Annotated in this window: 24 protein-coding genes, 4 tRNA genes and 1 rRNA gene; 17 read left to right on the forward strand and 12 right to left on the reverse strand. The window is 38.1% G+C overall.

Annotated elements, in window-relative coordinates; translation table 11 throughout:
- Positions 1-9 precede the first annotated feature (9 nt).
- Together B5488_RS07155 and B5488_RS07160 are read right to left on the reverse strand one after the other, a co-directional pair.
- Positions 10-83, reverse strand: a tRNA-Ile gene (locus tag B5488_RS07155).
- 188 nt (positions 84-271) lie between these two features.
- A 16S ribosomal RNA gene (locus B5488_RS07160) occupies positions 272-1,797 on the reverse strand.
- A gap of 819 nt (positions 1,798-2,616) precedes the next feature.
- On the opposite strand from B5488_RS07160, the gene thrS reads away from it, so the two are divergent.
- From thrS to rplT, 4 genes are all read left to right on the forward strand, one after another.
- Entirely contained in the window at positions 2,617-4,563 is a 1,947-nt protein-coding gene (gene thrS, locus B5488_RS07165) for a threonine--tRNA ligase (protein WP_079734644.1), read from the forward strand.
- 23 nt (positions 4,564-4,586) lie between these two features.
- Positions 4,587-5,138, forward strand: coding sequence for a translation initiation factor IF-3 (infC, locus tag B5488_RS07170; protein ID WP_075327583.1), 552 nt, complete (start codon positions 4,587-4,589; stop codon positions 5,136-5,138).
- Positions 5,139-5,181: 43 nt separating this feature from the next.
- Positions 5,182-5,379: a 50S ribosomal protein L35 gene (gene rpmI / locus B5488_RS07175; RefSeq protein ID WP_037319922.1), complete on the forward strand. Its 198-nt coding sequence runs from the start codon at positions 5,182-5,184 to the stop codon at positions 5,377-5,379.
- 135 nt (positions 5,380-5,514) lie between these two features.
- Positions 5,515-5,859 (forward strand): 50S ribosomal protein L20, encoded by a 345-nt coding sequence (gene rplT / locus B5488_RS07180; RefSeq protein ID WP_079734645.1) that lies wholly within the window; start codon positions 5,515-5,517, stop codon positions 5,857-5,859.
- 286 nt (positions 5,860-6,145) lie between these two features.
- Here rplT and B5488_RS07185 read toward each other — a convergent pair whose 3' ends face one another.
- The 6 genes from B5488_RS07185 to tgt all read right to left on the reverse strand — a co-directional run bounded on the left by B5488_RS07185 (position 6,146) and on the right by tgt (position 13,078).
- Positions 6,146-6,568 (reverse strand): secondary thiamine-phosphate synthase enzyme YjbQ, encoded by a 423-nt coding sequence (locus B5488_RS07185; RefSeq protein ID WP_079734646.1) that lies wholly within the window; start codon positions 6,566-6,568, stop codon positions 6,146-6,148.
- 183 nt (positions 6,569-6,751) lie between these two features.
- Positions 6,752-7,936 carry an asparagine synthetase B gene (locus B5488_RS07190; RefSeq protein ID WP_079736551.1) on the reverse strand — a complete coding sequence of 395 codons (1,185 nt, stop codon included), beginning with the start codon at positions 7,934-7,936 and terminating at the stop codon, positions 6,752-6,754.
- A 145-nt stretch (positions 7,937-8,081) separates the two neighbouring features.
- A complete protein-coding gene (dnaB, locus tag B5488_RS07195) occupies positions 8,082-9,647 on the reverse strand; it encodes a replicative DNA helicase (protein ID WP_079734647.1) in 1,566 nt (521 codons plus the stop codon).
- 167 nt (positions 9,648-9,814) lie between these two features.
- Positions 9,815-10,768, reverse strand: coding sequence for an acetyl-CoA carboxylase carboxyltransferase subunit alpha (locus tag B5488_RS07200; protein WP_075327587.1), 954 nt, complete (start codon positions 10,766-10,768; stop codon positions 9,815-9,817).
- Between the two features lie 99 nt (positions 10,769-10,867).
- Positions 10,868-11,944 (reverse strand): LptF/LptG family permease, encoded by a 1,077-nt coding sequence (locus tag B5488_RS07205; RefSeq protein WP_079734648.1) that lies wholly within the window; start codon positions 11,942-11,944, stop codon positions 10,868-10,870.
- A 3-nt stretch (positions 11,945-11,947) separates the two neighbouring features.
- Positions 11,948-13,078, reverse strand: coding sequence for a tRNA guanosine(34) transglycosylase Tgt (gene tgt, locus B5488_RS07210; protein ID WP_079734649.1), 1,131 nt, complete (start codon positions 13,076-13,078; stop codon positions 11,948-11,950).
- A gap of 258 nt (positions 13,079-13,336) precedes the next feature.
- On the opposite strand from tgt, the gene B5488_RS07215 reads away from it, so the two are divergent.
- The 3 genes from B5488_RS07215 (at position 13,337) to B5488_RS07225 (ending at position 15,919) form a co-directional block, all read left to right on the forward strand.
- Complete coding sequence (locus B5488_RS07215) at positions 13,337-14,185, forward strand: transketolase (protein ID WP_079734650.1); 849 nt, start codon at positions 13,337-13,339, stop codon at positions 14,183-14,185.
- A gap of 64 nt (positions 14,186-14,249) precedes the next feature.
- Positions 14,250-15,203: a transketolase family protein gene (locus tag B5488_RS07220; protein WP_079734651.1), complete on the forward strand. Its 954-nt coding sequence runs from the start codon at positions 14,250-14,252 to the stop codon at positions 15,201-15,203.
- A 122-nt stretch (positions 15,204-15,325) separates the two neighbouring features.
- The gene (locus B5488_RS07225; RefSeq protein WP_079734652.1) at positions 15,326-15,919 is read left to right on the forward strand and encodes an outer membrane beta-barrel protein; all 594 of its coding nucleotides are present in this window, start codon (positions 15,326-15,328) and stop codon (positions 15,917-15,919) included.
- A gap of 204 nt (positions 15,920-16,123) precedes the next feature.
- On the opposite strand, the gene B5488_RS07230 is transcribed toward B5488_RS07225, so the two are convergent.
- Positions 16,124-17,029: an FKBP-type peptidyl-prolyl cis-trans isomerase gene (locus B5488_RS07230; protein WP_079734653.1), complete on the reverse strand. Its 906-nt coding sequence runs from the start codon at positions 17,027-17,029 to the stop codon at positions 16,124-16,126.
- 79 nt (positions 17,030-17,108) lie between these two features.
- On the opposite strand from B5488_RS07230, the gene B5488_RS07235 reads away from it, so the two are divergent.
- The 3 genes from B5488_RS07235 to B5488_RS07245 are packed head-to-tail and all read left to right on the forward strand — an operon-like array spanning position 17,109 to position 18,630.
- Positions 17,109-17,510 carry an RNA-binding S4 domain-containing protein gene (locus B5488_RS07235; RefSeq protein ID WP_079734654.1) on the forward strand — a complete coding sequence of 134 codons (402 nt, stop codon included), beginning with the start codon at positions 17,109-17,111 and terminating at the stop codon, positions 17,508-17,510.
- Entirely contained in the window at positions 17,488-18,093 is a 606-nt protein-coding gene (locus tag B5488_RS07240) for a methyltransferase (RefSeq protein WP_079734655.1), read from the forward strand. The genes B5488_RS07235 and B5488_RS07240 overlap by 23 nt, the downstream gene beginning before the upstream one ends.
- A gap of 36 nt (positions 18,094-18,129) precedes the next feature.
- Positions 18,130-18,630 (forward strand): phosphoribosyltransferase family protein, encoded by a 501-nt coding sequence (locus B5488_RS07245; RefSeq protein ID WP_079734656.1) that lies wholly within the window; start codon positions 18,130-18,132, stop codon positions 18,628-18,630.
- Here B5488_RS07245 and B5488_RS07250 read toward each other — a convergent pair.
- A complete protein-coding gene (locus B5488_RS07250; RefSeq protein ID WP_079734657.1) occupies positions 18,625-19,143 on the reverse strand; it encodes a shikimate kinase in 519 nt (172 codons plus the stop codon). The two genes, B5488_RS07245 and B5488_RS07250, sit on opposite strands and share 6 nt — an antisense overlap.
- Before the next feature lie 125 nt (positions 19,144-19,268).
- On the opposite strand from B5488_RS07250, the gene B5488_RS07255 reads away from it, so the two are divergent.
- From B5488_RS07255 to B5488_RS07265, 3 genes are all read left to right on the forward strand, one after another.
- A tRNA-Lys gene (locus B5488_RS07255) sits at positions 19,269-19,341 on the forward strand.
- Between the two features lie 146 nt (positions 19,342-19,487).
- Positions 19,488-19,560 (forward strand) — tRNA-Lys (locus B5488_RS07260).
- 85 nt (positions 19,561-19,645) lie between these two features.
- Positions 19,646-19,729 (forward strand) — tRNA-Leu (locus B5488_RS07265).
- Positions 19,730-19,741: 12 nt separating this feature from the next.
- Here the strand turns inward: B5488_RS07265 and B5488_RS07270 are convergent.
- The gene (locus tag B5488_RS07270) at positions 19,742-21,118 is read right to left on the reverse strand and encodes an aldehyde dehydrogenase (RefSeq protein ID WP_079734658.1); all 1,377 of its coding nucleotides are present in this window, start codon (positions 21,116-21,118) and stop codon (positions 19,742-19,744) included.
- 4 nt (positions 21,119-21,122) lie between these two features.
- A complete protein-coding gene (locus tag B5488_RS07275; protein ID WP_079734659.1) occupies positions 21,123-21,926 on the reverse strand; it encodes an SDR family oxidoreductase in 804 nt (267 codons plus the stop codon).
- A gap of 104 nt (positions 21,927-22,030) precedes the next feature.
- On the opposite strand from B5488_RS07275, the gene B5488_RS07280 reads away from it, so the two are divergent.
- Genes B5488_RS07280 through B5488_RS07295 form a run of 4 tightly spaced genes read left to right on the forward strand, consistent with a single transcriptional unit; the run spans position 22,031 to position 25,681 of the window.
- Positions 22,031-22,924, forward strand: a complete 894-nt coding sequence (locus tag B5488_RS07280; RefSeq protein ID WP_079734660.1) for a MerR family transcriptional regulator — start codon at positions 22,031-22,033, stop codon at positions 22,922-22,924.
- 2 nt (positions 22,925-22,926) lie between these two features.
- Positions 22,927-24,387, forward strand: coding sequence for a phytoene desaturase family protein (locus tag B5488_RS07285; RefSeq protein WP_079734661.1), 1,461 nt, complete (start codon positions 22,927-22,929; stop codon positions 24,385-24,387).
- A 3-nt stretch (positions 24,388-24,390) separates the two neighbouring features.
- Positions 24,391-25,230 (forward strand): phytoene/squalene synthase family protein, encoded by an 840-nt coding sequence (locus tag B5488_RS07290; protein WP_079734662.1) that lies wholly within the window; start codon positions 24,391-24,393, stop codon positions 25,228-25,230.
- Between the two features lies 1 nt (position 25,231).
- Entirely contained in the window at positions 25,232-25,681 is a 450-nt protein-coding gene (locus B5488_RS07295) for a sterol desaturase family protein (protein WP_079734663.1), read from the forward strand.
- Positions 25,682-25,687 lie beyond the last annotated feature (6 nt).

Consider the following 25,687-nt stretch of genomic DNA (forward strand, 5'->3'; position numbering starts at 1 on the left):
CTTCGGTAGTAGTCTCAGGCAGACTCGAACTGCCGACCTCTACATTATCAGTGTAGCGCTCTAACCAGCTGAGCTATGAGACTGTCCTTTGTGTAATGAATACTATAAAATGTATATTGAATAATCCAACCTACATCCCACAGTATACACCATACAATTTCTTAAATATTAAATCGACAGCTTAGAATCAAGACCAAAAAAGGTCTTTAAGAACTTCCCTTTGATTCTTGCGCGTTGTTATCACTGATAAATCAGCTAAACATTGCTCTAGAAAGGAGGTGTTCCAGCCGCACCTTCCGGTACGGCTACCTTGTTACGACTTAGCCCCAGTTACCAGTTTTACCCTAGGCGGCTCCTTGCGGTGACCGACTTCAGGTACCCCCAGCTTCCATGGCTTGACGGGCGGTGTGTACAAGGCCCGGGAACGTATTCACCGCATCATGGCTGATATGCGATTACTAGCGATTCCAGCTTCACGCAGTCGAGTTGCAGACTGCGATCCGAACTGTGATAGGGTTTGTAGATTCGCTCCTTCTCGCGAAGTGGCTGCTCTCTGTCCCTACCATTGTAGCACGTGTGTGGCCCAGGACGTAAGGGCCGTGATGATTTGACGTCATCCCCACCTTCCTCACGGTTTGCACCGGCAGTCTGGCTAGAGTTCCCGACATTACTCGCTGGCAACTAACCACAGGGGTTGCGCTCGTTATAGGACTTAACCTGACACCTCACGGCACGAGCTGACGACAACCATGCAGCACCTTGTAATCTGTCCGAAGAAAAAAGTGTTTCCACTCCTGTCAGACTACATTTAAGCCCTGGTAAGGTTCCTCGCGTATCATCGAATTAAACCACATGCTCCACCGCTTGTGCGGGCCCCCGTCAATTCCTTTGAGTTTCATTCTTGCGAACGTACTCCCCAGGTGGGTTACTTATCACTTTCGCTTAACCACTCAGATCTTAATCGATCCGAACAGCTAGTAACCATCGTTTACGGCGTAGACTACCAGGGTATCTAATCCTGTTCGCTACCTACGCTTTCGTCCATCAGCGTCAGTATATTATTAGTGATCTGCCTTCGCAATCGGTATTCTGAGTAATATCTATGCATTTCACCGCTACACTACTCATTCTAACCACTTCATAATAACTCAAGGCAATCAGTATCAATGGCAGTTCTCCCGTTGAGCGGAAGACTTTCACCACTGACTTAACTGCCCGCCTACGGACCCTTTAAACCCAATGATTCCGGATAACGCTTGGATCCTCCGTATTACCGCGGCTGCTGGCACGGAGTTAGCCGATCCTTATTCGCAGAGTACCGTCAAACTCCCACACGTGGGAGTGGTTCTTCCTCTGTAAAAGCAGTTTACAACCCATAGGGCAGTCTTCCTGCACGCGGCATGGCTGGATCAGGCTCTCGCCCATTGTCCAATATTCCTCACTGCTGCCTCCCGTAGGAGTCTGGTCCGTGTCTCAGTACCAGTGTGGGGGATCTCCCTCTCAGGACCCCTACCTATCGCTGCCTTGGTAAGCCGTTACCTTACCAACTAACTAATAGGACGCATACCCATCTAATAGCCATAAATGTTTAATGATAATCTCAGGAGAGATCACCATACTATAGGGCATTAATCCAAGTTTCCCTGGGCTATTCCCTGCTAAAAGGTAGGTTGTATACGCGTTACGCACCCGTGCGCCGGTCGTCATCTGGTGCAAGCACCAATGTTACCCCTCGACTTGCATGTGTTAGGCCTGCCGCTAGCGTTCATCCTGAGCCAGGATCAAACTCTTCATCGTTGTTTCTTAATATAATTACAACAATCAAACGTCTGTACTCAAAGATGACTTCTCTAGTCTTAATTCTAAATTATTTGTATCATTCTTCTCTCGAAAAATGTACGCGCTGTCAATTCAATAAATCAATGAACTTCCCCGATTTTATTCGGGATATTCTTGCCGAAACCTAAGGACTCGAACCCTATCGCTTTACGCACCCACCCGGGATTTCTTTTCAATATTTCTGGGAACTCGCTCAGTCTGTAAGCGGCTGCAAATATACACTACTTTTTAGTTATACACCAAATATTTTTTAGAAAAATTTTTGACTTTATTTTTAAAAAGCAACACCTTCAAAAGAACTTAAAAATAGCTCGGATTCCTTACAAATCCTTCGCTGTTTTTGCGGCTGCAAATATACACCCTCTTTTGTTTCTGGCAAGTAAAAAAATAAGTTTTTTTACTTTTATTTTTTTAAGCTTTTTTCAACCTTAAAAAAACACCGTATCCCAATATGTAATGAACTTCTCCGCTTTATCCCGCAACCCTCGTTGTGTCTCAAAGCGGGTGCAAATATACTGCTGTTTTCTTCCCCCGCAAGCCCCTGGAAACAATTTTTTAAAGAAATCTTAAAACTAATTTCTAATCTTCTCTATAAAAGGAACTTGTAAGATAAAAAAAATTTTGAAGAAATAACAGGATGACAAAAGTTAATGTTTCAGAATAAAGAAAAACCACTTCTTTTTAATATTTCAGCAATAAATATCCTCCTTTATATATAAGTATATTGCGCAGGCAAAATCAACCTATTATCTTTGCGCTCATTAAAACTACATATACATGATTAAGGTAAGCTTGCCCGATGGCAGTATAAAAGAATTTGAAAAAGGCTCCACTCCAATGGATGTTGCTAATAGCATTAGCTCTGGACTGGCCCGAAACGTAATTTCAGCAAAATTCAATAATAATATTGTAGAAGTTTCTACGCCGTTAACAACAGATGGCAGTTTAACCTTATTTACCTGGAAAGACGATGAAGGTAAAAAAGCCTTTTGGCATTCTACCTCACACGTAATGGCCCAGGCGATAGAAGAAATGTACCCCGGTTCTAAATTAACTATTGGACCGGCCATAGAAAATGGATTCTATTATGATGTAGATTTTGGTGAACACAAGCTTTCGGAAAACGATTTTAAGAAAATCGAAGATAGAATGCTTCAGATTGCTCGCGAAAAACATGATTTTAAACTTCGCGAAGTTTCTAAGGCAGATGCGCTCTCCTATTATAAGGAACAAAATAATCAGTTTAAAGTTGAATTAATCGAGAACCTGGAAGATGGTGAAATCACTTTCTGCGATCACGACAACTTTACAGATCTTTGCCGCGGCGGCCATATTCCAAATACCGGCTTTATTAAGGCCGTGAAATTAATGAGTGTTGCCGGAGCTTACTGGCGGGGCGATGAAAACAATCAGCAGTTAACCCGGGTTTATGGAATTTCATTTCCGAAGCAAAAAGAATTAAAGGAATACTTAGAACTGCTTGAAGAAGCTAAGAAAAGAGATCACCGTAAGCTTGGTAAGGAACTTGAATTATTTACTTTTTCTCAGAAAGTTGGACAGGGACTACCGTTATGGCTTCCAAAAGGAGCTGCTTTAAGAGAACGCCTGGAAGATTTCCTGAAAAAGGCGCAAAAGAAAGCGGGTTACGAAATGGTGGTAAGTCCGCATATTGGTCAAAAAGAACTTTATGTGACTTCAGGACACTATGCTAAATATGGCGAAGACAGTTTTCAGCCAATCAAAACTCCTAATGAAGGTGAGGAATTTTTATTGAAACCTATGAACTGCCCGCATCACTGTGAGATTTATAACGCGAAGTCCTGGAGTTACCGCGATCTCCCAAAACGTTTTGCTGAATTTGGCACCGTTTATCGTTATGAACAAAGCGGGGAATTACACGGGTTAACGCGAGTGAGAGGTTTTACCCAGGATGATGCACATATTTTTTGTACTCCAGATCAATTAGATGAAGAATTCAAAAAAGTAATAGACCTTACCTTATATGTATTCGATTCTTTAGGTTTTGAAAACTTTACAGCACAGGTTTCATTAAGAGACCCAGAGAATAAAGAAAAGTATATAGGATCTGACGATGTTTGGGAAAAAGCTGAAACTGCCATAATTAATGCAGCTAAAGAAAAAGGTCTTAATTATGTTGTTGAAACCGGGGAAGCCGCTTTTTACGGCCCTAAGTTAGACTTTATGGTGAAAGATGCACTTGGCAGAAGCTGGCAACTTGGCACCATTCAGGTAGATTATAACCTGCCAGAACGTTTTGAACTTACCTATAAAGGAAGTGACAATGAGACACACCGTCCGGTAATGATTCACCGTGCTCCTTTTGGCAGTATGGAGCGCTTTATCGCTATTTTACTGGAACATACAGCAGGTAACTTCCCATTGTGGTTAATGCCCGAACAGGCTATGGTGCTCTCAATCAGTGAGAAATATGAAAAATACGCCCAAAAAGTTTTAACTTTGCTGGAAAATAACGAAATTCGCGCTTTGGCAGATAACCGAAATGAAACCATTGGTAAGAAAATAAGGGAAGCCGAAATGAACAAATTTCCGTATATGTTGATTATAGGGGAACAGGAAGAACAGGATGGTACGGTTTCTGTACGAAAAAGAGGGGAAGGCGATATTGGCACTATGCCGGTAGAAGACTTTGCCGCAATTATAAATAAGGAAATTAAAAAAACGTTGAAGACGTTTGAAGTTTAACCAAAAATAGATCAGCCATAGCAATACGTAGAAAAAAATCGAAAAGACCGCTTAGAGCAGTTAAAGAGGATCAACACCGGATTAACCAAAAAATCAGGGCAGAAGAAGTTCGCCTTGTAGGTGATAATGTAGAAATGGGGGTTTATCCCACCAAAGAAGCATTAACCATAGCCGAAGATTTAGGTTTGGATTTGGTAGAAATATCTCCAGATGCAAAACCCCCGGTGGTAAAAGCGATGGATTATAAAAAGTTTCTTTATGAACAAAAGAAGCGCGAAAAGGCAATGAAAGCCAAAGCGAGTAAAGTTGTTGTAAAAGAAATACGCTTTGGTCCTAATACCGATGATCACGATTACGAGTTTAAAAAACGTAATGCAGAGAAATTTTTAAAAGATGGCGCAAAACTAAAAGCTTTTGTATTTTTTAAAGGTAGATCTATCGTATTTAAGGATAAAGGTGAAATCCTATTGCTTAGATTAGCTCAAGATCTTGAAGAACTTGGAAAAGTAGAACAAATGCCAAAACTGGAAGGAAAACGTATGACTATGTTTTTATCTCCCAGAAAAGCAAAATAAAATTAAAAGTAATAAGAGAGTTATAATATAAAAAGAGGATAACATGCCGAAAATGAAAACAAAATCTAGTGCCAAAAAGCGTTTTAAGCTTACCGGTACTGGTAAAATAAAAAGAAAGCACGCGTTTAAAAGTCACATCTTAACAAAGAAGTCAAAGAAACGTAAGCTAGCCTTAACGCACAGTACATTAGTACATGATGCTGATAAGGACAATGTTAAACTTATGTTGCGTTTAAAGTAACAATAAGCTCTTAACGGTTTAAATAATTTAAAAACCCTGGAGTTGGGCAACACTTCTACTACACTCAGTGAGGTAGCTTGAAGTTTAAGTTAAAAGAGTCGATAATCGACCGCCTGCTACAAAACACATACAAATATGCCAAGATCAGTAAATTCAGTTGCGAAGAGAGCCAGAAGAAAAAAGGTTCTTAAGCAAGCAAAAGGTTACTTCGGACGTCGTAAAAACGTTTGGACAGTAGCTAAAAACGCGGTAGAGAAAGCAATGCTTTACTCATATAGAGACCGCAAAGTAAAGAAACGTAATTTCCGTTCACTATGGATATTGCGTATCAATGCCGCAGCCCGTCAACACGGTATGTCTTATTCTCAATTTATGGGAGCTGCAAAAGCAAATGGAATAGGTTTAAACCGTAAGGTACTTGCCGATTTGGCGATGAACCATCCAGAAGCTTTTAAAGCAGTTGTAGATAAAGTAAAGTAAATACAAATAATTATACTCTCTTATTTAAAAATCCGGTTCTTTTGAGCCGGATTTTTTTGTTTTTATTTTCCAGATAAGGAGTTGACGAGTGATTGATTTAATTTCTGATCAAATACTTAAACGACTTTTATAAATAATAAATGGCATATTATTTTGCCACTAATACACGAAAATTCTTCTACAATAATCAGTGAAATATATTTCTATTGTTCAGCTTTGTACCTAGGCTTCTATACTCCTGTCGTTCTCTTAAATAAACCGATAAATCTTATATAATTTATTAAACTTAAACCCCGTAAAGGCTTAAAACCAATTTTCGGGAACCGCCATTATCTCTATGTTCTGCCAGATAAATTCCTTGCCAGGTTCCCAAATTCAATTTTCCATTAGTAACAGGGATCTGAAGTGAATTTCCCAGCAAGGAAGCCTTGATATGCGCCGGCATATCATCTGATCCTTCTAAGGTATGTTTATAATACTGCATATCTTCGGGCACCATTTCATTAAAATGACTCTCAAAATCTTCCCGCACCGTAGAATCAGCGTTTTCGTTAATGGTTATTCCTGCAGAAGTATGCTTTATAAAAACATGTAGCATTCCTGAATTAATCTCTTTTAATTCGGGAAGTTGCTGCTGCACTTCATCGGTTACGATATGAAAACCTCTTGATCTCGCTTTTAATTTTATTTCCTTCTGAAAAAATTTCATAGTTACTTTTTATTACTTTCTTTTAGATAAATTCCTGTAGCACTTAAAATTCCTACTGAAATTAATAATATTCCATATACTGAAGAAGACAAGGTAATTACATTAGTCAAATCTAATATCAGAAATACCACAAAATTTAAGTTGACCACACTTAGTATTTCCAATAAAAGACTTAGTTTCAGTTTAAGTCTTTTGTGGTTTTTTCTTCGCTGCCGGAAAAAGCACATTGTTTAAAATAAGTCTATAACCGGGAGACGTTGGGTGTAATTCCAGTTCGGTTTTTGGATCCCCTACTCTATGCTGATAATCTTCAGGGTCGTGCCCACCGTAAAAGGTGAAAAAGCCTTTTCCTTTTATTCCATGAATATAACGCGCTTCACCATTTAACTTGCTTTCTCCCATCACCAAAACATTAGCCTTAATATTATCGGGATTATAGGCAGTAGTTTGCCCCATAAATCCTTTAACCAGGCGTGTATGATTCTGTGTAAGCATCGTTGGCACCACATCCCATTTAGCAGAAAAATCCATTAAGGTAAAATAATCAGTTTCCTTCGGAATATTTCTTTTAGCAGTCATATCTATAGAAGAAAACTCATAGACCATCGGGCTTCGTTCTAACGTAAAATCGGTAAACGCGAAAGTATTACTGAAATCTATTTTAGATTGATAACCGGGCTCACTGGGATCGCCATCAAACATAGTTTCAGCTATATCAACTCCTTTAGCAGCCAGGGCGATATCAAAACTATCGGTTGCGCTGCACATCGCAAACATAAAGCCGCCGCCAACAACATAATCTCTAATTTTTAAAGCTACATCCAATTTCTCTTCGGAAACCTTATTATAGCCCAACTTTTGTGCTAAAGCTTCAGCTTCTTGTTTTTCCTGGATATACCAGGGCGTAGTTCTAAATGTTCTATAAAATTTTCCGTACTGGCCGGTAAAATCTTCGTGGTGTAAGTGCAACCAATCATATAAAATCAAAGCATCATTTAATACCGCTTCATCATAGATGGTTTCGTAAGGAATTTCAGCGTAAGTGAGCGCCATCGTCACCGCATCGTCCCAGGGTTTATTCCCCTGTGGAGAATACACCGCAATTTTTGGCGCTTTCTCTAACACCACGGTTTCCATATTTTGCGACGGACTGCTAATTTCTTCAAGAATAGATTGGGTTTTTGAATCGCTAATTACTTCAAAAGAAACACCCCTAATTTTGCATTCTTTTCTTAATAACTCGGTATCTGAAATTAAAAACGAACCCCCACGATAATTAAGCAACCACCTAACTTCTAATTCTTCCTCTAAAGCAAAGTAGGTTATGCCATAGGCTTTTAAATGATTCTTTTGGGAATCTTCACCCATAGGAATAAGCAGTTGAGAAGCTGAAACCTTCAAACCATTTAAAAATAGCAAAACAAAAAAGACCAGAAGAACGGTTATTTTGCCGCTTTTCTGGTCTTTTAGAAATATATTATTTAAGGTATTCTTTCTTATTTTATTAGAAATTTTAAAATGGCACTTCGTCATCGTCATCATTATTAAACCCACTGTTCATTGAGCTGCCAAAGGCTTCATTTGCGCTTGGGTTAGGCAGGTTTGGAGATCCAAACTCATTTTCTTCATTTCCGCCGGTATTCATTTTAGAATGATATTCAAAAGGCGAATCGAACTCTTCTAAGTTATCAAATTTACCAAGATGACCAATAAATTTAAGTCGTATATTTTCCAGTCCACCGTTTCTGTGCTTGGCCACGATAAATTCACCCTGCCCATCGGTTGGCGTTCTTTCTTCATCATCCCATTCTTCAATTTTATAATATTCAGGACGATAAATAAAGGAAACAATATCGGCATCCTGCTCAATCGCTCCAGATTCCCTAAGGTCAGATAGCAATGGTCGCTTGCTTCCTCCCCTGGTTTCAACCGCACGGGATAACTGGGAAAGTGCAATAACCGGAATATTTAATTCTTTAGCAAGGGCTTTCAGGTTTCTTGAAATAGTAGAGATTTCCTGCTCCCTGTTCCCGCCACCTTTTTGGCTTCCACCGGCAGTCATTAACTGCAAATAATCAATTACAAGAAGTTTAATACCGTGCTGTGAAGCTAATCTCCTGGCTTTTGCCCTAAGGTCAAATATTGAAAGTGAAGGCGTATCGTCAATAAATAAAGGGGCATTTTCAAGATCTTTTACCTTTACGTTAAGCTGCTCCCATTCGTGTTTCTCAAGGTTTCCGGTTCTTAATTTCTCTGAAGAAAGACCGGTTTCCGAAGAAATTAATCGGGTAATTAACTGTACAGCAGACATCTCCAGTGAGAAAAACGCCACCGGCATATTTTGACCCACTGCAATGTTTCGAGCCATAGATAAAGTTAAGGCCGTTTTACCCATCCCGGGACGTGCAGCAACAATAATAAGGTCACTGGGTTGCCAACCGGAAGTTAATTGGTCTAACTTATCGAATCCTGACGGCACACCGCTTAAACCTTCTTTATTAGAGATCTCTTCAATCCTGTTCTTCGCCTGAATTACCAAACTCTGTGCAGTCTCTGTAGATTTTTGAATATTCCCCTGGGTTACTTCATATAATTTTGCTTCGGCACTATCCAGGAGATCAAAAACATCGGTAGATTCATCATAAGCTTCTTCAATAATCTCGTTGGAGATTTTAATAAGGCTACGTTGAATATATTTCTGAAGAATAATACGCGCATGGAACTCAATATGTGCCGAAGAAGATACTTTTTGAGTTAACTGAATTAGGTAATAATCGCCGCCGGTCTTTTCAAAATTACCATCTTTCTTTAATTGGTTAGAAACGGTTAATAAGTCAATCGCCTCCGTGTTTTCGAAGAGTTTATGTATGGCTTCAAAAATTAATTTATGGGAGTTTTTATAGAAAGCATCGGGGCTAAGGATATCAATAATTTCATCTACCCCTTTTTTATCAATCATCATGGCTCCCAACACAACTTCTTCTAAATCAACAGCTTGCGGGGGGATTTTACCTTTTTCAAGGCTAATTACGTTACTTTTTTTTGCTGAAAATTGCTGCGGGGCGGTCATTTTATCCATATCACGAAAGTATAAAATTTGTTAAGAGCATCTTAATATTAGATCGGTTACTTAATTAACCGGTAATCAACAATTCACCTGTTGAAAACTTAATAATAGTGTTGATAAGTGCAAAAAAAACCGAAACCAAGGTTTCGGAAATTTAAGAAGTTATGGTATGTAAGGTTTTAGCTTTTAAAAACTCCCATATCTAAATACTTATCCATTCTTTTATTCACCAAATCTGTTGGTGATAAGTTTTTAAATTCAGAATAAGCTCCTAAAATTGCATTTTTTACCGTATTAAAAGTTTCCTCTCTATTACTATGAGCACCACCAATTGGTTCTTTTACAATTTCGTCTATCAGTTTCTGTTTTTTCATATCCTTGGCAGTAAGCTTTAAAGCATCTGCTGCCTGTTCTTTATACTCCCAGCTACGCCAAAGAATAGAAGAACAGGATTCAGGTGAAATTACAGAATACCAGGTATTTTCAAGCATCATTACCTTATCTCCAACCCCAATTCCTAAAGCACCTCCACTGGCACCTTCTCCAATTATAACTACAATAATTGGCACTTTAAGCCTTGTCATTTCCAGGATATTCCGGGCAATAGCTTCTCCCTGGCCGCGTTCTTCAGCTTCAAGCCCAGGATAAGCTCCTGGAGTATCTACAAATGTTACCACAGGAAGTCCAAACTTCTCTGCAGACTTCATTAAACGTAAAGCTTTACGATAACCCTCAGGATTTGCCATCCCAAAATTTCTATACTGTCTGGTTTTAGTGTTATAGCCTTTTTGCTGGCCAATAAACATAAAACTCTGGTCTTCTATTTTACCAAGACCACCAATCATCGCTTTATCGTCTTTTACATTTCTATCGCCGTGGAGCTCTAAAAATGTATCACCACAAATTGCATTTATGTAATCTAAAGTATAAGGGCGGTTAGGATGCCGGGAAAGCTGAACCCGTTGCCAGGCCGTTAAATTCTTATATATATCTTTTCGGGTTTCCTTTAATTTCTTCTCAATTTGCCTGCAGGTAGCCGTAACATCAACATCGCTCTCTTCACCTATGTTACAGGCTTTTGCGTACTGCTCTTCCAACTCTTTAATGGGTAATTCAAATTCTAAATATTCCATAAGTTGTTATGGTTTGTTTTTTATTAGCTTACAAATATAACAAACTTTAAAAGGAAGAATTATACAGAAAGACCATTAAATTTTGAGAAATTTCCCGACTTATCTTTTGGCTCTATAAAGTAGGAAAATAGCGAGAATTCCAAAACTGATATTTGGAAACCATACGGCAATTAATGGCGAAAAAGTAGACTGCTCGGCCATGGTACCAAAAACCTTATCGAAAAATATAAATATAAAGGCTAAAGTTATTCCCACAGCAAGATTTACACCCATACCTCCCCGACGCTTCATAGAAGAAACTGCCACGGCAATAATCGTTAAAATAAATGCTGAAACAGGAATACTCCACCTTTTATAGGCAACCACAAGATATCGGTTTATATTTCCAGAACCTCGACGGCGTTCTTGCTCAATAAATTCGTTTAGCTCGGTATAATTTAGAGTCTCTGCAATATAAGTTTCAGGGGTTAATTCATCAAATTCAAAAGGCAGAATAGTATCCAGTTTATTTTGATGAATAATAGAATCTTCATCAACTCCTATAATCCGCTTATTTACATTAGTTAAGGAATAAGTGGTGTCTTCCGGATTAAATCTTAGGCTGGAAGCACTTATCTTATATTCAAGTTTATTTCCTTCAAAATGTTCTAAAGTAAAATTTCGCGCCGATTTCCCTAATGGCTGAAAATGACTGGCATAAATAAATTCGTTGTCATTTATTTGCCGATAAACATCCCTGGTCTCCTGGGTTTCGGTTCCTTTCTTTAGATATTCGTATTTAAATTCATTAAAACCTTTACTGGCTTTTGGCGCGAGAAACATTCCAAGAATCAGCGCTAAAATACAAACAATAGTTGCGCCAATAAGATAAGGTCTTAAGAACCTCCAAAAGGAAACCCCACTACTCAAAAATGCGATAATCTCGGTATTATTGGCGAGTTTGGAGGTAAACCAAATAACCGATAAAAACAAGAAAAGCGGAAATAATAAATTGGCAAAATAGATCGTAAAGTCTACATAATAAAGGGCTACTTCTATAAAAGGCACTTCATTATCCAGGATCTTTCCAATTTTTTCAGCAAGATTAACCGTAATTCCAATTGGTATAAATAGTAAAAGCATTAGGAAAAAAGTTCCCAGATAGCGTTTTAATATGTACCAATCTAAAATTTTCAAATTCTAAAGTCTTTTGTCCATTTGTTTTACCATCATATTCTTCCAGGTGGTAAAATCTCCAGCTAAGATATGTTTTCTGGCTTCACGCACCAACCACATATAAAATCCGAGATTATGAATAGTAGCAATTTGCTTGCCGAGAAGTTCATTCACACTAAATAAATGTCTAACATATGCTTTATTGTAATCTTTATCTACAAAAGTGGTTCCCATTTCATCTAAGGGAGAAAAATCGTCTTCCCACTTTTTGTTTTTAATATTAATAGTACCGTGAGCTGTAAAAAGCATCCCGTTACGGGCATTTCTGGTAGGCATCACACAATCAAACATATCTACGCCTAAAGCAATATTCTCCAGAATATTAATAGGAGTTCCCACGCCCATTAAATATCGTGGTTTATCTTCCGGAAGAATTGCAGTAACAACCTCCGTCATCGCATACATTTCTTCAGCGGGTTCTCCTACAGAAAGTCCACCAATCGCATTTCCTTCAGCGCCAACTGAAGCGATATATTCAGCCGATTGTTTTCTTAAATCTTTATAAGTACTTCCCTGAACTATTGGAAAAAGTGTTTGATCAAACCCGTATAAAGGATCTACTTTTTTTAAATGATTTACACACCTGTCCAGCCATCTATGCGTCATATGCATAGAGCATTTTGCGTATTTATAATCGCAGGGATAAGGTGTACACTCATCAAAAGCCATAATAATATCAGCACCGATTGTTCGTTGAATTTCCATCACATTTTCTGGTGTAAAAACGTGGTACGAACCATCTATATGTGATTTGAATTTTACGCCTTCTTCTTTAATTTTTCTTCTTGCAGAAAGGGAATACACCTGGTACCCGCCACTATCGGTTAAAATATTTCGGTCCCAGTTCATAAACTTATGTAAACCGCCGGCTTTCCTGAGAATTTCGGTTTGGGGTCGTAAATATAAGTGGTAGGTATTTCCCAATATTATATCGGGATTAATGTCTTCTTTAAGTTCCCGCTGGTGTACTCCTTTAACCGAAGCTACTGTACCAACAGGCATAAAAATAGGAGTTTCAATCTTACCGTGATCGGTTGTAATGGTCCCGGCCCGGGCTTTACTACCGGCATCGGTACTCAACAAATCAAATTTCATAGTGTATTTTAAGTGAGTGCAAAGATACTCAAGTAAACTACCTTTAGGCAAACCCACGAAGCATTTTTTTGCTATCAAGGCATCCCGATTTCTCGAGACGGAGCATTTAAATCTCGATTATCGAGTAAAAGAAGTTCAAAACATGAAATTGTTAGTTACTTCATTAGTTTTCTTAATAACTGAGGGGCAAGCACTTTGACAAAGCTTTATAAAAAGCTATTTTTGTGGCTATTATTTTAACAACACAATTTTACTTTAATGTCAAAAATCAAAGAATTAGAAGATTTTGCTACCCAGGTTCGCCGGGATATTTTAAGGCAGGTTCACAAGGTGAATTCGGGTCACCCCGGAGGTTCACTGGGCTGTACAGAGTTTTTTACCGCTTTGTACCAGGGCGGAATTATGGAACATAAACCCGAATTTAATATGGACGGGAAAGACGAAGACCTTTTCTTCCTTTCCAACGGCCATATTTCTCCGGTTTTCTATAGCGTTTTAGCCCGAAGCGGTTACTTCCCTGTAGATGAATTAAATACTTTTCGCCTTATAGATTCCAGGTTACAGGGGCACCCAACAACGCACGAAGGCCTGCCGGGAATTCGTGTCGCTTCAGGTTCACTGGGACAGGGAATGTCGGTCGCTCTTGGTGCCGCACAAGCAAAAAAGTTAAATAAAGATAATCACCTGGTATTTTCACTTCACGGAGATGGAGAATTACAGGAAGGTCAAAACTGGGAAGCCATTATGTATGCCGCCGGAAATAAAGTTGATAATATTATTTCAACGGTAGACGTAAACGGCCAGCAGATAGATGGAAGTACAGAAACCGTTTTGCCAATGGGTAATCTAAAAGCTAAATTTGAAGCTTTTGGCTGGGATGTTATGGAAATCGAAAACGGTAACGATATGCAACAGGTAATTGATGGTCTAACCGAAGCCAAATCCCGCACCGGAAAAGGAAAACCGGTTTGTGTGTTAATGACAACCATGATGGGTAATGGCGTAGACTTTATGATGCATACCCACGCCTGGCATGGAAAAGCGCCTAACGACGAACAGTTGGAAAACGCACTTTCTCAAAACCCGGAAACTTTAGGAGATTATTAAAAAATAAATTTCCGCCGCAGTTTATCCCGCTTTTTTCGGGACGGAAATGACAAAGAAAATTAGAATGAAAACATATACAGATACAGGAAAAAAAGATACCCGCTCGGGATTTGGAGCGGGTCTTACCGAGCTTGGCCGAACTAATCCTAATGTAGTAGCACTTTGTGCCGACCTTGTGGGATCACTTAAAATGCAGGATTTTATAGATGAAAATCCAGAACGTTTCTTCCAGGTGGGAATTGCTGAAGCCAATATGATGGGGATGTCCGCCGGACTTACCATTGGTGGCAAGATTCCATTTGCAGGAACTTTTGCCAATTTTGCTACAGGAAGGGTTTACGACCAGATTCGTCAATCTATCGCTTATTCAGGGAAAAACGTAAAGATTTGTGCTTCGCATTCGGGAGTTACTTTAGGAGAAGACGGGGCAACTCACCAGATCCTGGAAGATATAGGTCTTATGAAAATGTTACCGGGAATGACGGTAATTAATACTTGCGATTTTAACCAGACCAAAGCAGCAACCTTAGCAATTGCAGATTATGATGGACCGGTTTACCTTCGATTTGGAAGACCAAAAGTGGCCAATTTCACCCCAGAAGATCAGAATTTTGAAATTGGGAAAGCCGTTCAACTTTATGAAGGGGAAGATGTAACCATTATCGCCACGGGCCATTTGGTTTGGGAAGCGATACAGGCGGCACAAAAACTTTCAGAAAAAGGGATTAGCGCCGATGTGATTAATATCCACACCATAAAACCTTTAGATGCAGAAGCGATAATCAAATCGGTTAAGAAAACCGGGTGTGTGGTTACTGCAGAAGAACACAACTTCCTTGGCGGACTTGGAGAAAGTGTAGCCCGTACTTTAGCTGAAAACAATCCTGCACCACAAGAATTTGTGGCCACTCAGGATACTTTTGGAGAAAGCGGTACACCGGAACAGCTCTTTGAAAAATACGGACTTAATGCAGAAGCGATTATTAAAGCCGCAGAAAAAGTTTTAAAAAGAAAATAAAACATCTTTTTAAGTATATTTAAAGCCTTTGAGAATGTGATTCTTAAAGGCTTTTTTCATTCAATCAAAAATAATAGGCACTATTTATGCGTTATCAAAACCTAACAATAAAACAATCTACTATGAAGAAATTAATGTTTATCGCTGTTTTCTTGTTTTCCTCCATAGGACTTATGGCCCAGGAAGCAGATTTTGGAATTAAAGGTGGTTTCAACTATGGCGCCACAGGAGACCTTGAGAGAGAAAGCGCCGCTAACGATTTAGGTGAAATTATTGAAGGAAAAGAGAAATCTGGTTATCATATTGGGCTTTTCAGTCGTTTTGAGATCGTGGGAATTTTTCTTCAGCCCGAATTAATGTTCACCCGCCTTAATACCGAATATGAAACTTTCAACTATAAAATTGATAAAATTGACGCTCCGGTATTATTGGGTGTAAATGTTTTAGGCCCTTTGAATATTAAAGCAGGACCTTCCTTTCAATATATTATAAATAACGAACTGGAAGATACACCGCTCAAAATTGGAGATGTGGAAAAAGATATTACTGTAGGCTATCAATTAGGAGCCGGATTAAACCTGGGTCGTTTAGGTTTTGATGTAAGATATGAAGGTGCTTTTACCGAAAATACAGCTTTTAGCGAAGAAGCTTCTGATAATTTTTCGATAGATTCAAGACCTTCTCAATGGATTTTGAGTTTGTCTTATGCTTTCTAAATTTAAAAACAACCAAACAGGAAAGTTCTATTCTGTTTATTAAAAAAAGAAGAGGTTATGTAAAAGCCTTTCTTCGTCAAGCTGAACTTGTTTCAGCTTCTAACATGTTTTTAAACAACTTAGATCCTGAAACAAGTTCAGGATGACGTTTAAGTTAACTTTTACCTAACCTCTTTTCCATTAAAATACTCAAGCTCTTACTACCTATTCAAAAGTATCAGGATCTAAATAATCTGGAGTTCCGTTGCCATTAGAATCGGGAAACTCTACACTACCATCTTCGTTGATAATTATTTCCTCACGGGTTGGTTTTCCATCACCATCATCATCGGCATCAGCAAAGTTTGGAGTCTCATCACCATCGGTATCATCGTCCAAAATATTTTTATTTTCATTTAAATCTTCCATCCAGCTGGGAATACCATCCCGATCGTGATCGGTTTCATTAACACGATATAACTGCACGTTAAAAACCAGGGGACTGTAAGGCGGAATACTGGTTTGCGAACTTGAAAAATATCCTAAACCTGACGGGAAAATTAAAGCTCCAATTCCGTAATCATCAGTAAAATCTACCGTATTATCAGGATTTACTTTATACCCTGAAGCTCCTTTAAACTCAACTATCCCTGCGCTAAAACCTCTAATTAGTGTTGTAAGATCAAACCAAACAGGAGTATTTGCATTATCGAAGGCGCTAAGATTTAATAATTCCCCGCGGTAACTAACAAGGGTAGAATCGGTGAATTTTGGCTGCTGGCCTTCACCTTCTCTTACTTTCAATACATACATATTGTATTCTACATCATTTCTAACAACCGTTTTCATCATTAGATTCTCTTCTTCCGAAAGAGGTGTTTTATCGGCGTTATCACCTGCTATGGTATCAATACGCACCATATTGTCAAACCCATCAGAAGGATTTTCAAACTCCTCATAGTTATAAAAATGAGTATCCAGAAAATTATTTATCGAATCGGCATCAGCCAAAGCCTGTTCCTCAGGGTCTCTTTCCTCAATTTGTGGAGTATTCCTACTGTCATCATCATTACAGGAAATTAAGCTTGAAGCTAAAATAAGGCTTAGAATAAAAAATTTGTTTAATCGCATTGTCTTTATTTTTGGCGCGCAAGATACAATATTCTTGTATTTTTGTTTAAGATTAACGCAGTTTTAAAGGAGAGATTTTATGAGAGTTGACAAGTTTTTATGGTGCGTAAGATATTTTAAAACCCGAAGCATTGCCACCAACGCATGCAAGCAGGGGAAAGTGAAAGTAGATGGCGCCAATGTAAAACCATCTAAAGAAGTTTTCCCGAACGATAAACTTACCATAAGAAAAAACCAGATAGATTATCAAATTGAAGTTCTAGACCTTCCGCCCAGCCGGGTTGGCGCAAAACTGGTAAATCTTTATATAATTGATGTCACCCCAAAAGAAGCTTTTGAAAAATTAGAACTTTTAAAATATTCTAAAGATTATTATCGTAAAAAAGGTACCGGAAGGCCTACTAAAAAAGATCGTCGTGATATAGATGACTGGTTTGAAAATACAGATCCAAATCCAGATGAAAAAGATAAAGAAGCATAGTTTTTCTTCAGAATTCTGGTCACAACGTTATGAACAAAACCAAACCGGCTGGGATATTGGTGAAATATCTACCCCGTTGAAACATTATATAGATCAGTTTAAAGATAAAGAACTTAAAATATTAATTCCCGGGGCCGGAAATGCTTATGAAGCCGAATATTTATTTAAACAGGGATTTAAAAATGTTTATGTAGCCGATATTAGCAAAAAACCTCTTAGAAATCTTAAAACCCGTTTTCCCGATTTTCCTGACGAACAATTATTACAGATAGATTTCTTTGATATAGAAGATTCTTTTGATCTTATTTTAGAGCAGACATTCTTCTGCGCGCTTCCAGTAGATTCCAGGCAGGCTTACGCTAAAAAATCGGCAGAACTTTTAAAAGAAAATGGGATATTAAGTGGTTTGCTTTTTAGTTTCCCGCTAACAGAAAACGGACCACCCTTTGGCGGCAGTGAAGAAGAATATTTAACGTATTTTAGTCCTTATTTCGAAATAGAAATCCTGGAAGCCTGTTACAATTCTATAAAACCAAGACAGGGAAACGAATTGTTTTTTAAATTCAAAAAGAAGTCAGCTTAATGCTGAAAAGAAAGCGAGACCCAAAATTATAAACAAATGAAAGAACGTGTACTTATTTTAAATCACGAACAAATTCAGCATAAAATTAAACGTATAGCCTACCAGGTTTATGAAAGTAATATTGAGGAAAAAGAAATTATCCTGGCCGGTATCGCTAAAAAAGGCTATCTATTAGCTGCGCTCTTAAAGGATGCCCTGGAATCTATTTCTCCTCTTAAAATTAAGGTATGTGAAGTTCACATAAATAAGAAAAATCCGCTGGAAGAAATCACCACGTCCCTTGAGCCCGAGATTTATCAGGACAAATCGGTGATTCTAGTAGACGATGTATTAAACTCAGGGACTACTTTAATTTATGGTGTAAGACACTTTTTAAATGTTCCGCTTAAACAGTTTAAGACAGCAGTTTTAGTAGATAGAAACCATAAAAAATACCCGGTAAAAGCAGATTTTAAGGGGATTTCGCTTTCCACTTCTTTAAACGAAATGGTAGAGGTTTCTTTTGAAGCCAATAAGTTTAAAGCAGAGCTTTTATAACTTTTCTATAATTTGATCTACAATAAATTCAGGTTCTTTTTCGTCTACATTCACTGTAATATCTGACTGGCTGTAATAATATGCACGCTCAAAAAGATGTTTCCTAATAAATTCTTCTAAAGCCTCACGGGTTTCCAGGTGACTTATCACCGGCCGATGAACTTTTTCAAGAAAAAGCCTTTCGGTTAATGTTTGAATTGAAGCTTTTAAATAAATGGTTTTTGCATCTTTTTGTGCACAAATTCGGTCAAAATTATCTCCATAACATGGCGTTCCCCCACCTAACGAGATCACCATATCTGAATTATTCTCCAAAATATCGTCTAGAATTTGCGCCTCCAGCTTTCTAAAATATAGTTCGCCCCTATCTTCAAAAATATCGTTGATATTTTTTCCCTCGATCACTTCTATCTGATCATCGAGATCTACATATTTGTAATTCAGATTTTTAGCAAGCTTCTCTCCTACCACCGACTTCCCGGATCCCATGTACCCGGTTAAAAATATTTTCATAGTTAAAGTACTTATTATTAGAAGGATTCAAATCTAATATAAATTTATCTCAATTTAGGCTTGAAAAATAAATTAATGAATGTATATTTGCACCCGCATTCGCAAAACGACGGATGCTTTTTATTGATCTGGTAGCTCAGTTGGTAGAGCATCTCCCTTTTAAGGAGAGGGTCCTGGGTTCGAGCCCCAGCCAGATCACAAAATAAATTTTGATTTAGTTGGCGAGAAGCCTGTCCCGAACGAAACGCAGTGAAGTAGAGTTTCGGGAAGCCCCAGCCAGATCACTTTTTTAAGTTCAGAATTCTTAATAGAATTCATTTTGACTTTTTTGAAATATTGAAAACGATCTGGTAGCTCAGTTGGTAGAGCATCTCCCTTTTAAGGAGAGGGTCCTGGGTTCGAGCCCCAGCCAGATCACTTTTTTAAGTTCAGAATTCTTTCTTTTAGAATTTATTTTTTTACTACAGCCCTTGGAAATATACTATTTCCAGACTTGTTTTAAGCCCGGGTGCTGGAACTGGTAGACAGGCATGGTTGAGGGCCATGTGTCCATTAGGGCGTGCGGGTTCGACTCCCGCTCCGGGCACTTTCTAAATTACTATCCCACTATTTTCTTTATCAATCCAAAAAACTTATAAGGCGGATACTTTAAAGGTATATCCAGTTTTGTAGTAGAATTCACCACTCCCCGTTCGTGCGTAAAAGCCAGGAAACTTTCTTTACCATGATATTTTCCCATTCCGCTGTTTCCCACACCGCCAAATGGTAGTTTATGGTTAGCTACATGTAAAAGGGTATCGTTAATGCAGGCCCCACCCGAGCTTGTTTCCCGCAAGACTTTTTCTGCCCCTTTATCTTTTCCGAAATAATAAAGTGCCAGCGGTTTTTCATTCTTATTAATATAAGACAGGGCTTCCTCTATTTCAATAAATTCCATCACCGGTAAAATTGGCCCGAAGATTTCTTGCTGCATAATTTCATCTTCAGGCTGCACGTTATTTAAAATGGTAGGAGCAATATATTTTTCTTCTAAATTAATTTTTCCGCCGTAATAAACATCTCCCTCTAAATATTTCTTTAACCGATTCATAGCAGCCGGGTTTACAATTCTGCCGTAATGAGGACTATTTGCGATATTTTCTCCCAACATTTCTTTAAAAGATTTTGAGATTTCAGCCAGTAATTCTGTTTTTACCTCTTTTTGAACCAGTAAATAATCTGGTGCAATACAGGTTTGTCCTGCATTTACAATTTTACCCCAGGCAATTCGTTTTCCGGCAATTTTTAGGTTTGCTTCTTTATCTACAATACAGGGGCTTTTACCTCCCAGCTCCAAAATTACCCTACTTAAGTGCTCCGCAGCAGCTTTCATTACAATTTTACCAACTCCAGGACTTCCGGTAAAGAACATCACATCAAACGGAAATTTAAACAACTCCTGGTTTGTTTCTTTCCCTCCCTGGACTACCGCTATATATTCAGAAGGAAAGAACTCAGAAATCATTTCTTCTATCACCCTGGCTACATTTGGAGTATCTGGCGAAGGTTTTAAAACCGCACAACAGCCTGCAGAAATTGCTCCAATAAGCGGATTAATTGTAAGCTGAAATGGATAATTCCACGGGGCCATTATTAAACCAATTCCAAGCGGCTCAAAATATATCTTTGAGCGTGAAGGTTTAATTTGTAAAGGCGTCCCAACCTTCTTAGGCTTTGCCCAGGCTTTTAGGTGTTTAATATGATAACTCACCTCCTCCAGGAGTAAGCTGGTTTCAGTAAGAAATGCTTCTTCTTTAGATTTGTGCAGGTCTTTCCAAAGCGCTTCATTCACTTTATCTTCATATTGAAGAATGGCTTTTTTTAGCGTTTTTAATTGCTGAAGCCTAAATGCTATACTTTTCGTTTTCTGAGAAGCAAAAAATACTTTTTGTCTTTTATATATTTCAGAAATTGTTTGTGCTGAAGTTTCAGTCATAATTTTATGTTTTTCGGCCTTTAAATTCGTCCATTGTTTTATAAACTCCAATTACTCTTCCTACAAACCAATCGTAGAACCAAATTGGGAAAAGGCCCTGAGAAAATCTTACAAAACGCATACTCCATGGCATACTTAAATAAATTCTGTTCCTTTCTATTGCCTTAATTATTCTTTTAGCCACTTTGTATTGGTCGAGAATAGGGATATTAGATTTCACCCCATCAAACATTCCAGTATTTATATAGTAAGGAGTAACGGTGGTAATGCCAACCCCGGTTTTAAGTTGTTTCATCTCCAGCCGTAAACTATCAGACCAGCCTGTGGCAGCCCATTTGCTCCCAGCGTAAACCGCCATTTTAGGATTGGAGACCAGGCCGGCCGAAGAAGTGATATTGCAAATATGGCCTTCTTTCCTTTTCATCATTCCCGGGAGAAAAGTTAGAGCAAGTTGCATTGGGGCAATTGCATTCACCTTCATCGTTTTTTCAATTTTATCTGAAGAATTCTCATGAAAATAACCTCCGTAAACAATTCCCGCGTTATTGATTAAAATATCAATGACGCCAATTTCATTCTCAACCTGCTTAGCCATCTCCTTAACCCAAGCGGTATTGGTTATATCTATGGTGTACCCATAAACATCTCCAAATTCTTCAAATTCATTTAGCGTTTGCTGTAAATTGAGCTTGTTGAGATCCCAAATTACCAGTTTCCCCCCATGTTTTAAAACTTCACGGCCCATTATTTTTCCTATACCAGATGCACCACCGGTTATAAGAACAAGTTTTGAAGCAATTTTCGTCATAAATTTTAGTGTTTAACTTTTTAACTAAAGTATTAAACATTTTAACACTTCCATAAAGTGTTTAATGTTGAATTTTAGCTAGATTTGACTATCTTAAACACAATATGGAACTAATTAAGCAGAATTTCAGTATAAAAGACCTTGAAAATTTAAGCGGAATCAAGGCGCACACCATAAGAATTTGGGAAAAAAGGTATAATATCCTGAATCCCGATCGTACTTCTACAAATATAAGAACATACGATAGTTCTAACCTTCAAAAGATCTTAAACGTCGCTTTTCTAAACGAACACGGTTATAAGATTTCGAGGATTTCCAAGCTTAGTGATGAGGAAATTGCTAAAATGGTGCGAAGTATTTCTGCAAGTACCAGCAAGGAGAACCGTGCTCAAAATTCATTTAAACTTTCTATGATGAATTTTGATGAGGAGCTTTTTAACAATACCTACGAGACGCTGCGAAAAGATAAAAGCTTTAGGCAAATCTTTCACCAGGTATTTCTTCCACTACTGGAACAAATTGGTATGTTATGGCAAACCGATACCATTAAGCCAATTCACGAGCATTATATTGTAGATCTCATTAAACAAAAACTATATTATAATTTGGCTGAAATAAAGAAGGAAATCAAACCCAGTTCTGATAAGTTATACGTACTCTTTCTACCGGAAAATGAAATACACGATATTGGTATAATTTACTTGTACTATGAACTCCTTTATCACGGCAACCAGGCAATTTATCTCGGTCCCAGTTTACCATTAACCGATCTTGGCTATTTATTAGAACGCCACGATAACCTGAGTTTTGTAAGTTATTTCACCACCGCTCCCGGAGATGTTGAAGATTTTATAAATCAGTTTAACGAACAGGTTTGTGAAAAGAAAACTTACGAGCTATTGTTATTTGGACATAAAATAAGGGAAATTCAGCATAAAGAACTTCCTGCATTTGTCACGACCCATACCAACCTAAACCAATTTATAGACAAGCTTTAAATATGAAAAAGAAAGTTGCCATAATTGGTTCTGGATTTGCTTCTCTCGCCGCTGCTTGCTACCTGGCAAGAGATGGTTATAAAGTAGAACTATTTGAAAAAAATGCGAATATTGGCGGGCGGGCGCGCCAATTAAAAAAGGAAGGATTCTGTTTTGATATTGGTCCTACCTGGTACTGGATGCCCGATGTTTTTGAACGTTTCTTTGCCGATTTCGGTAAAAAACCTTCAGATTATTATGAGTTGGAAAAATTGAGTCCCGCTTATAAAGTTTTCTTCGGAAAAAATGATAGTATTACCATAGAAGACAGCCTCGATAAAATTTGCGCAGCCTTTGAAGCTGAAGAGCCCGGAAGCTCCAAAAAACTGAAGCAGTTTATAGAAGAAGCCAAAAACAATTACGATATCGCAATTAAAGATTTGGTGTATCGTCCCGGCGTTTCTCCTTTAGAATTAGTAACTCCAACTACCGCAGGCAAAATAGGCCAGTTTTTTAGCACCATTTCAAAAGAAGTTAGGAAAGAATTTAGCAACCAAAAATTAATTCAAATTCTTGAATTCCCCGTGTTGTTTCTTGGCGCTAAAGCCAGCAATACTCCTGCTTTTTATAGTTTTATGAATTATGCCGATTTCGGGCTGGGAACCTGGCATCCCAAAGGCGGAATGTACAAAGTGATTGAAGCAATGGAAAGCCTTGCAAATTCGCTGGGCGTTAAAATCAACACTAATGCGCCGGTTTCTGAAATTTTTATTGAAAACAATACCGCAACCGGAATGCAGGTAAACGGCGAAAGAATAGAAGCTGATTACATTCTTAGCGGTGCCGATTATCATCACACCGAAACTTTATTACCGGAATATAAGAGACAATACAAGGAATCTTATTGGCAAAAAAAGACCTTTGCCCCTTCAGCCTTATTATTCTTTGCCGGTTTCAATAAGAAACTGGAAAATGTAACGCATCACACTTTATTTTTTGATACAGATTTTGAGAAGCACGCGAAAGCAATTTACGATGATGCCCAGTGGCCAGAAAATCCGCTATTCTATGCTAGTTTCCCTTCAGTTACCGATGATGCCGCCGCACCGGAAGGTAAAGAAGCAGGAATATTTTTAATTCCTCTGGCACCAGATGTGGAAGATACTCCTGAAATTAGGGAGAAATATTTTCAAAAAATAATTACCCGTTTTGAAAGTTTAACCAATCAAAATGTAACCGATCATCTTCTTTTTAAAGAATCTTTTTGTGTAAAAGATTTTAAAGAAGAATACAACTCTTATAAGGGTAACGCCTATGGCCTGGCAAACACCCTGTTGCAAACTGCATTTTTAAGACCTAAATTAAAGAGCAAAAAAGTGCACAAATTATTTTTTACCGGGCAGCTAAGTGTTCCCGGTCCCGGGGTTCCTCCTTCTCTTATTTCAGGAAAGCTCGCCGCGGGATTAATTCAAAAAGAAGATTAAATTATGAAAGCCATTTTTGACAAGGTTTCCCGGGCCTGTAGCAAAACTGTTACTCATCATTACAGCACCTCGTTCTCTACAGCAACCAGGATGCTCGCCCCCTCTATTCGCCAGGATATCTACAATATCTACGGCTTTGTGCGCTTTGCCGACGAAATTGTAGACACTTTTCACGACTATGATAAAGAAAAACTTTTTAACGATTTTGAGGTAGATCTTTATAAAGCCATTCAAGACAAGATTAGTTTAAATCCTATTCTAAATGCTTTTCAGGAAACCGTGCATAAGTATGAAATAGACGAATCTCTTTATCGTGCATTTATGAAGAGTATGCGCTTAGATTTGTATAAATCTGACTATCTTAGTGTAGCCGAATACAAAGAATATATCTACGGAAGTGCAGATGTTGTGGGCCTTATGTGTTTAAAGGTTTTTGTAAAAGGAGATAATAAAAAATATGAATCACTGAAGCAATCGGCAATGAGTTTAGGCTCTGCTTTTCAGAAGGTTAATTTTTTAAGGGACCTAAAAGCCGATTTTGAAGATCTTAGCCGAAGTTATTTTCCCGGTACAAATCTTGAACAATTAGATGAAGCCAGCAAACAAAGAATTATAGCCGAAATTGAAGAAGATTTTAAACACGGCTTAAGCGGAATTTCGCATTTACCGGTAGAAGCTAAATTTGGCGTTTATACCGCTTATATTTATTATAGAAAATTATTGCATAAACTTAAAAAAGTTCCTTCTCTAGAGATTAGGAATAGCAGGATTCGAGTTCCTGATTATGAAAAAGCAGGACTTTTGGCCAAATCATACATTTCTTATAGATTAAAACTTATTTAATATGGATATTTTATTGTGGATTCTGGTTTTTCTGGGCACCTTCGCAGGAATGGAAGGAATGGCCTGGTTTACCCATAAATTTATTATGCACGGCCTACTTTGGAAACTGCATAAAGACCACCATCACAAAGACCATAGCCACTGGTGGGAGCGCAACGATCTTTTCTTTATTTTTTATGCCCTGGTGAGTATTGGTTTTTTCCTGCTTTGGCGCTACGAAGATGTTTGGATAGGATTGCCTATTGGTCTGGGAATTTTAGCTTATGGCATCACCTATTTTACCGTTCACGATATTTTTATCCATCAACGTTTTAAGATTTTTAGAAATGCTAATAATCCTTATGCCAAAGGAATAAGAAGAGCGCATAAAATGCACCACAAACATCTTGGTAAAGACGATGGGGAATGTTTTGGAATGTTATTCGTACCTTTAAAATACTTTAAAAAATAAAATGAT

The sequence above is a fragment of the Salegentibacter salegens genome, assembly GCF_900142975.1.
Classification (GTDB): domain Bacteria; phylum Bacteroidota; class Bacteroidia; order Flavobacteriales; family Flavobacteriaceae; genus Salegentibacter; species Salegentibacter salegens.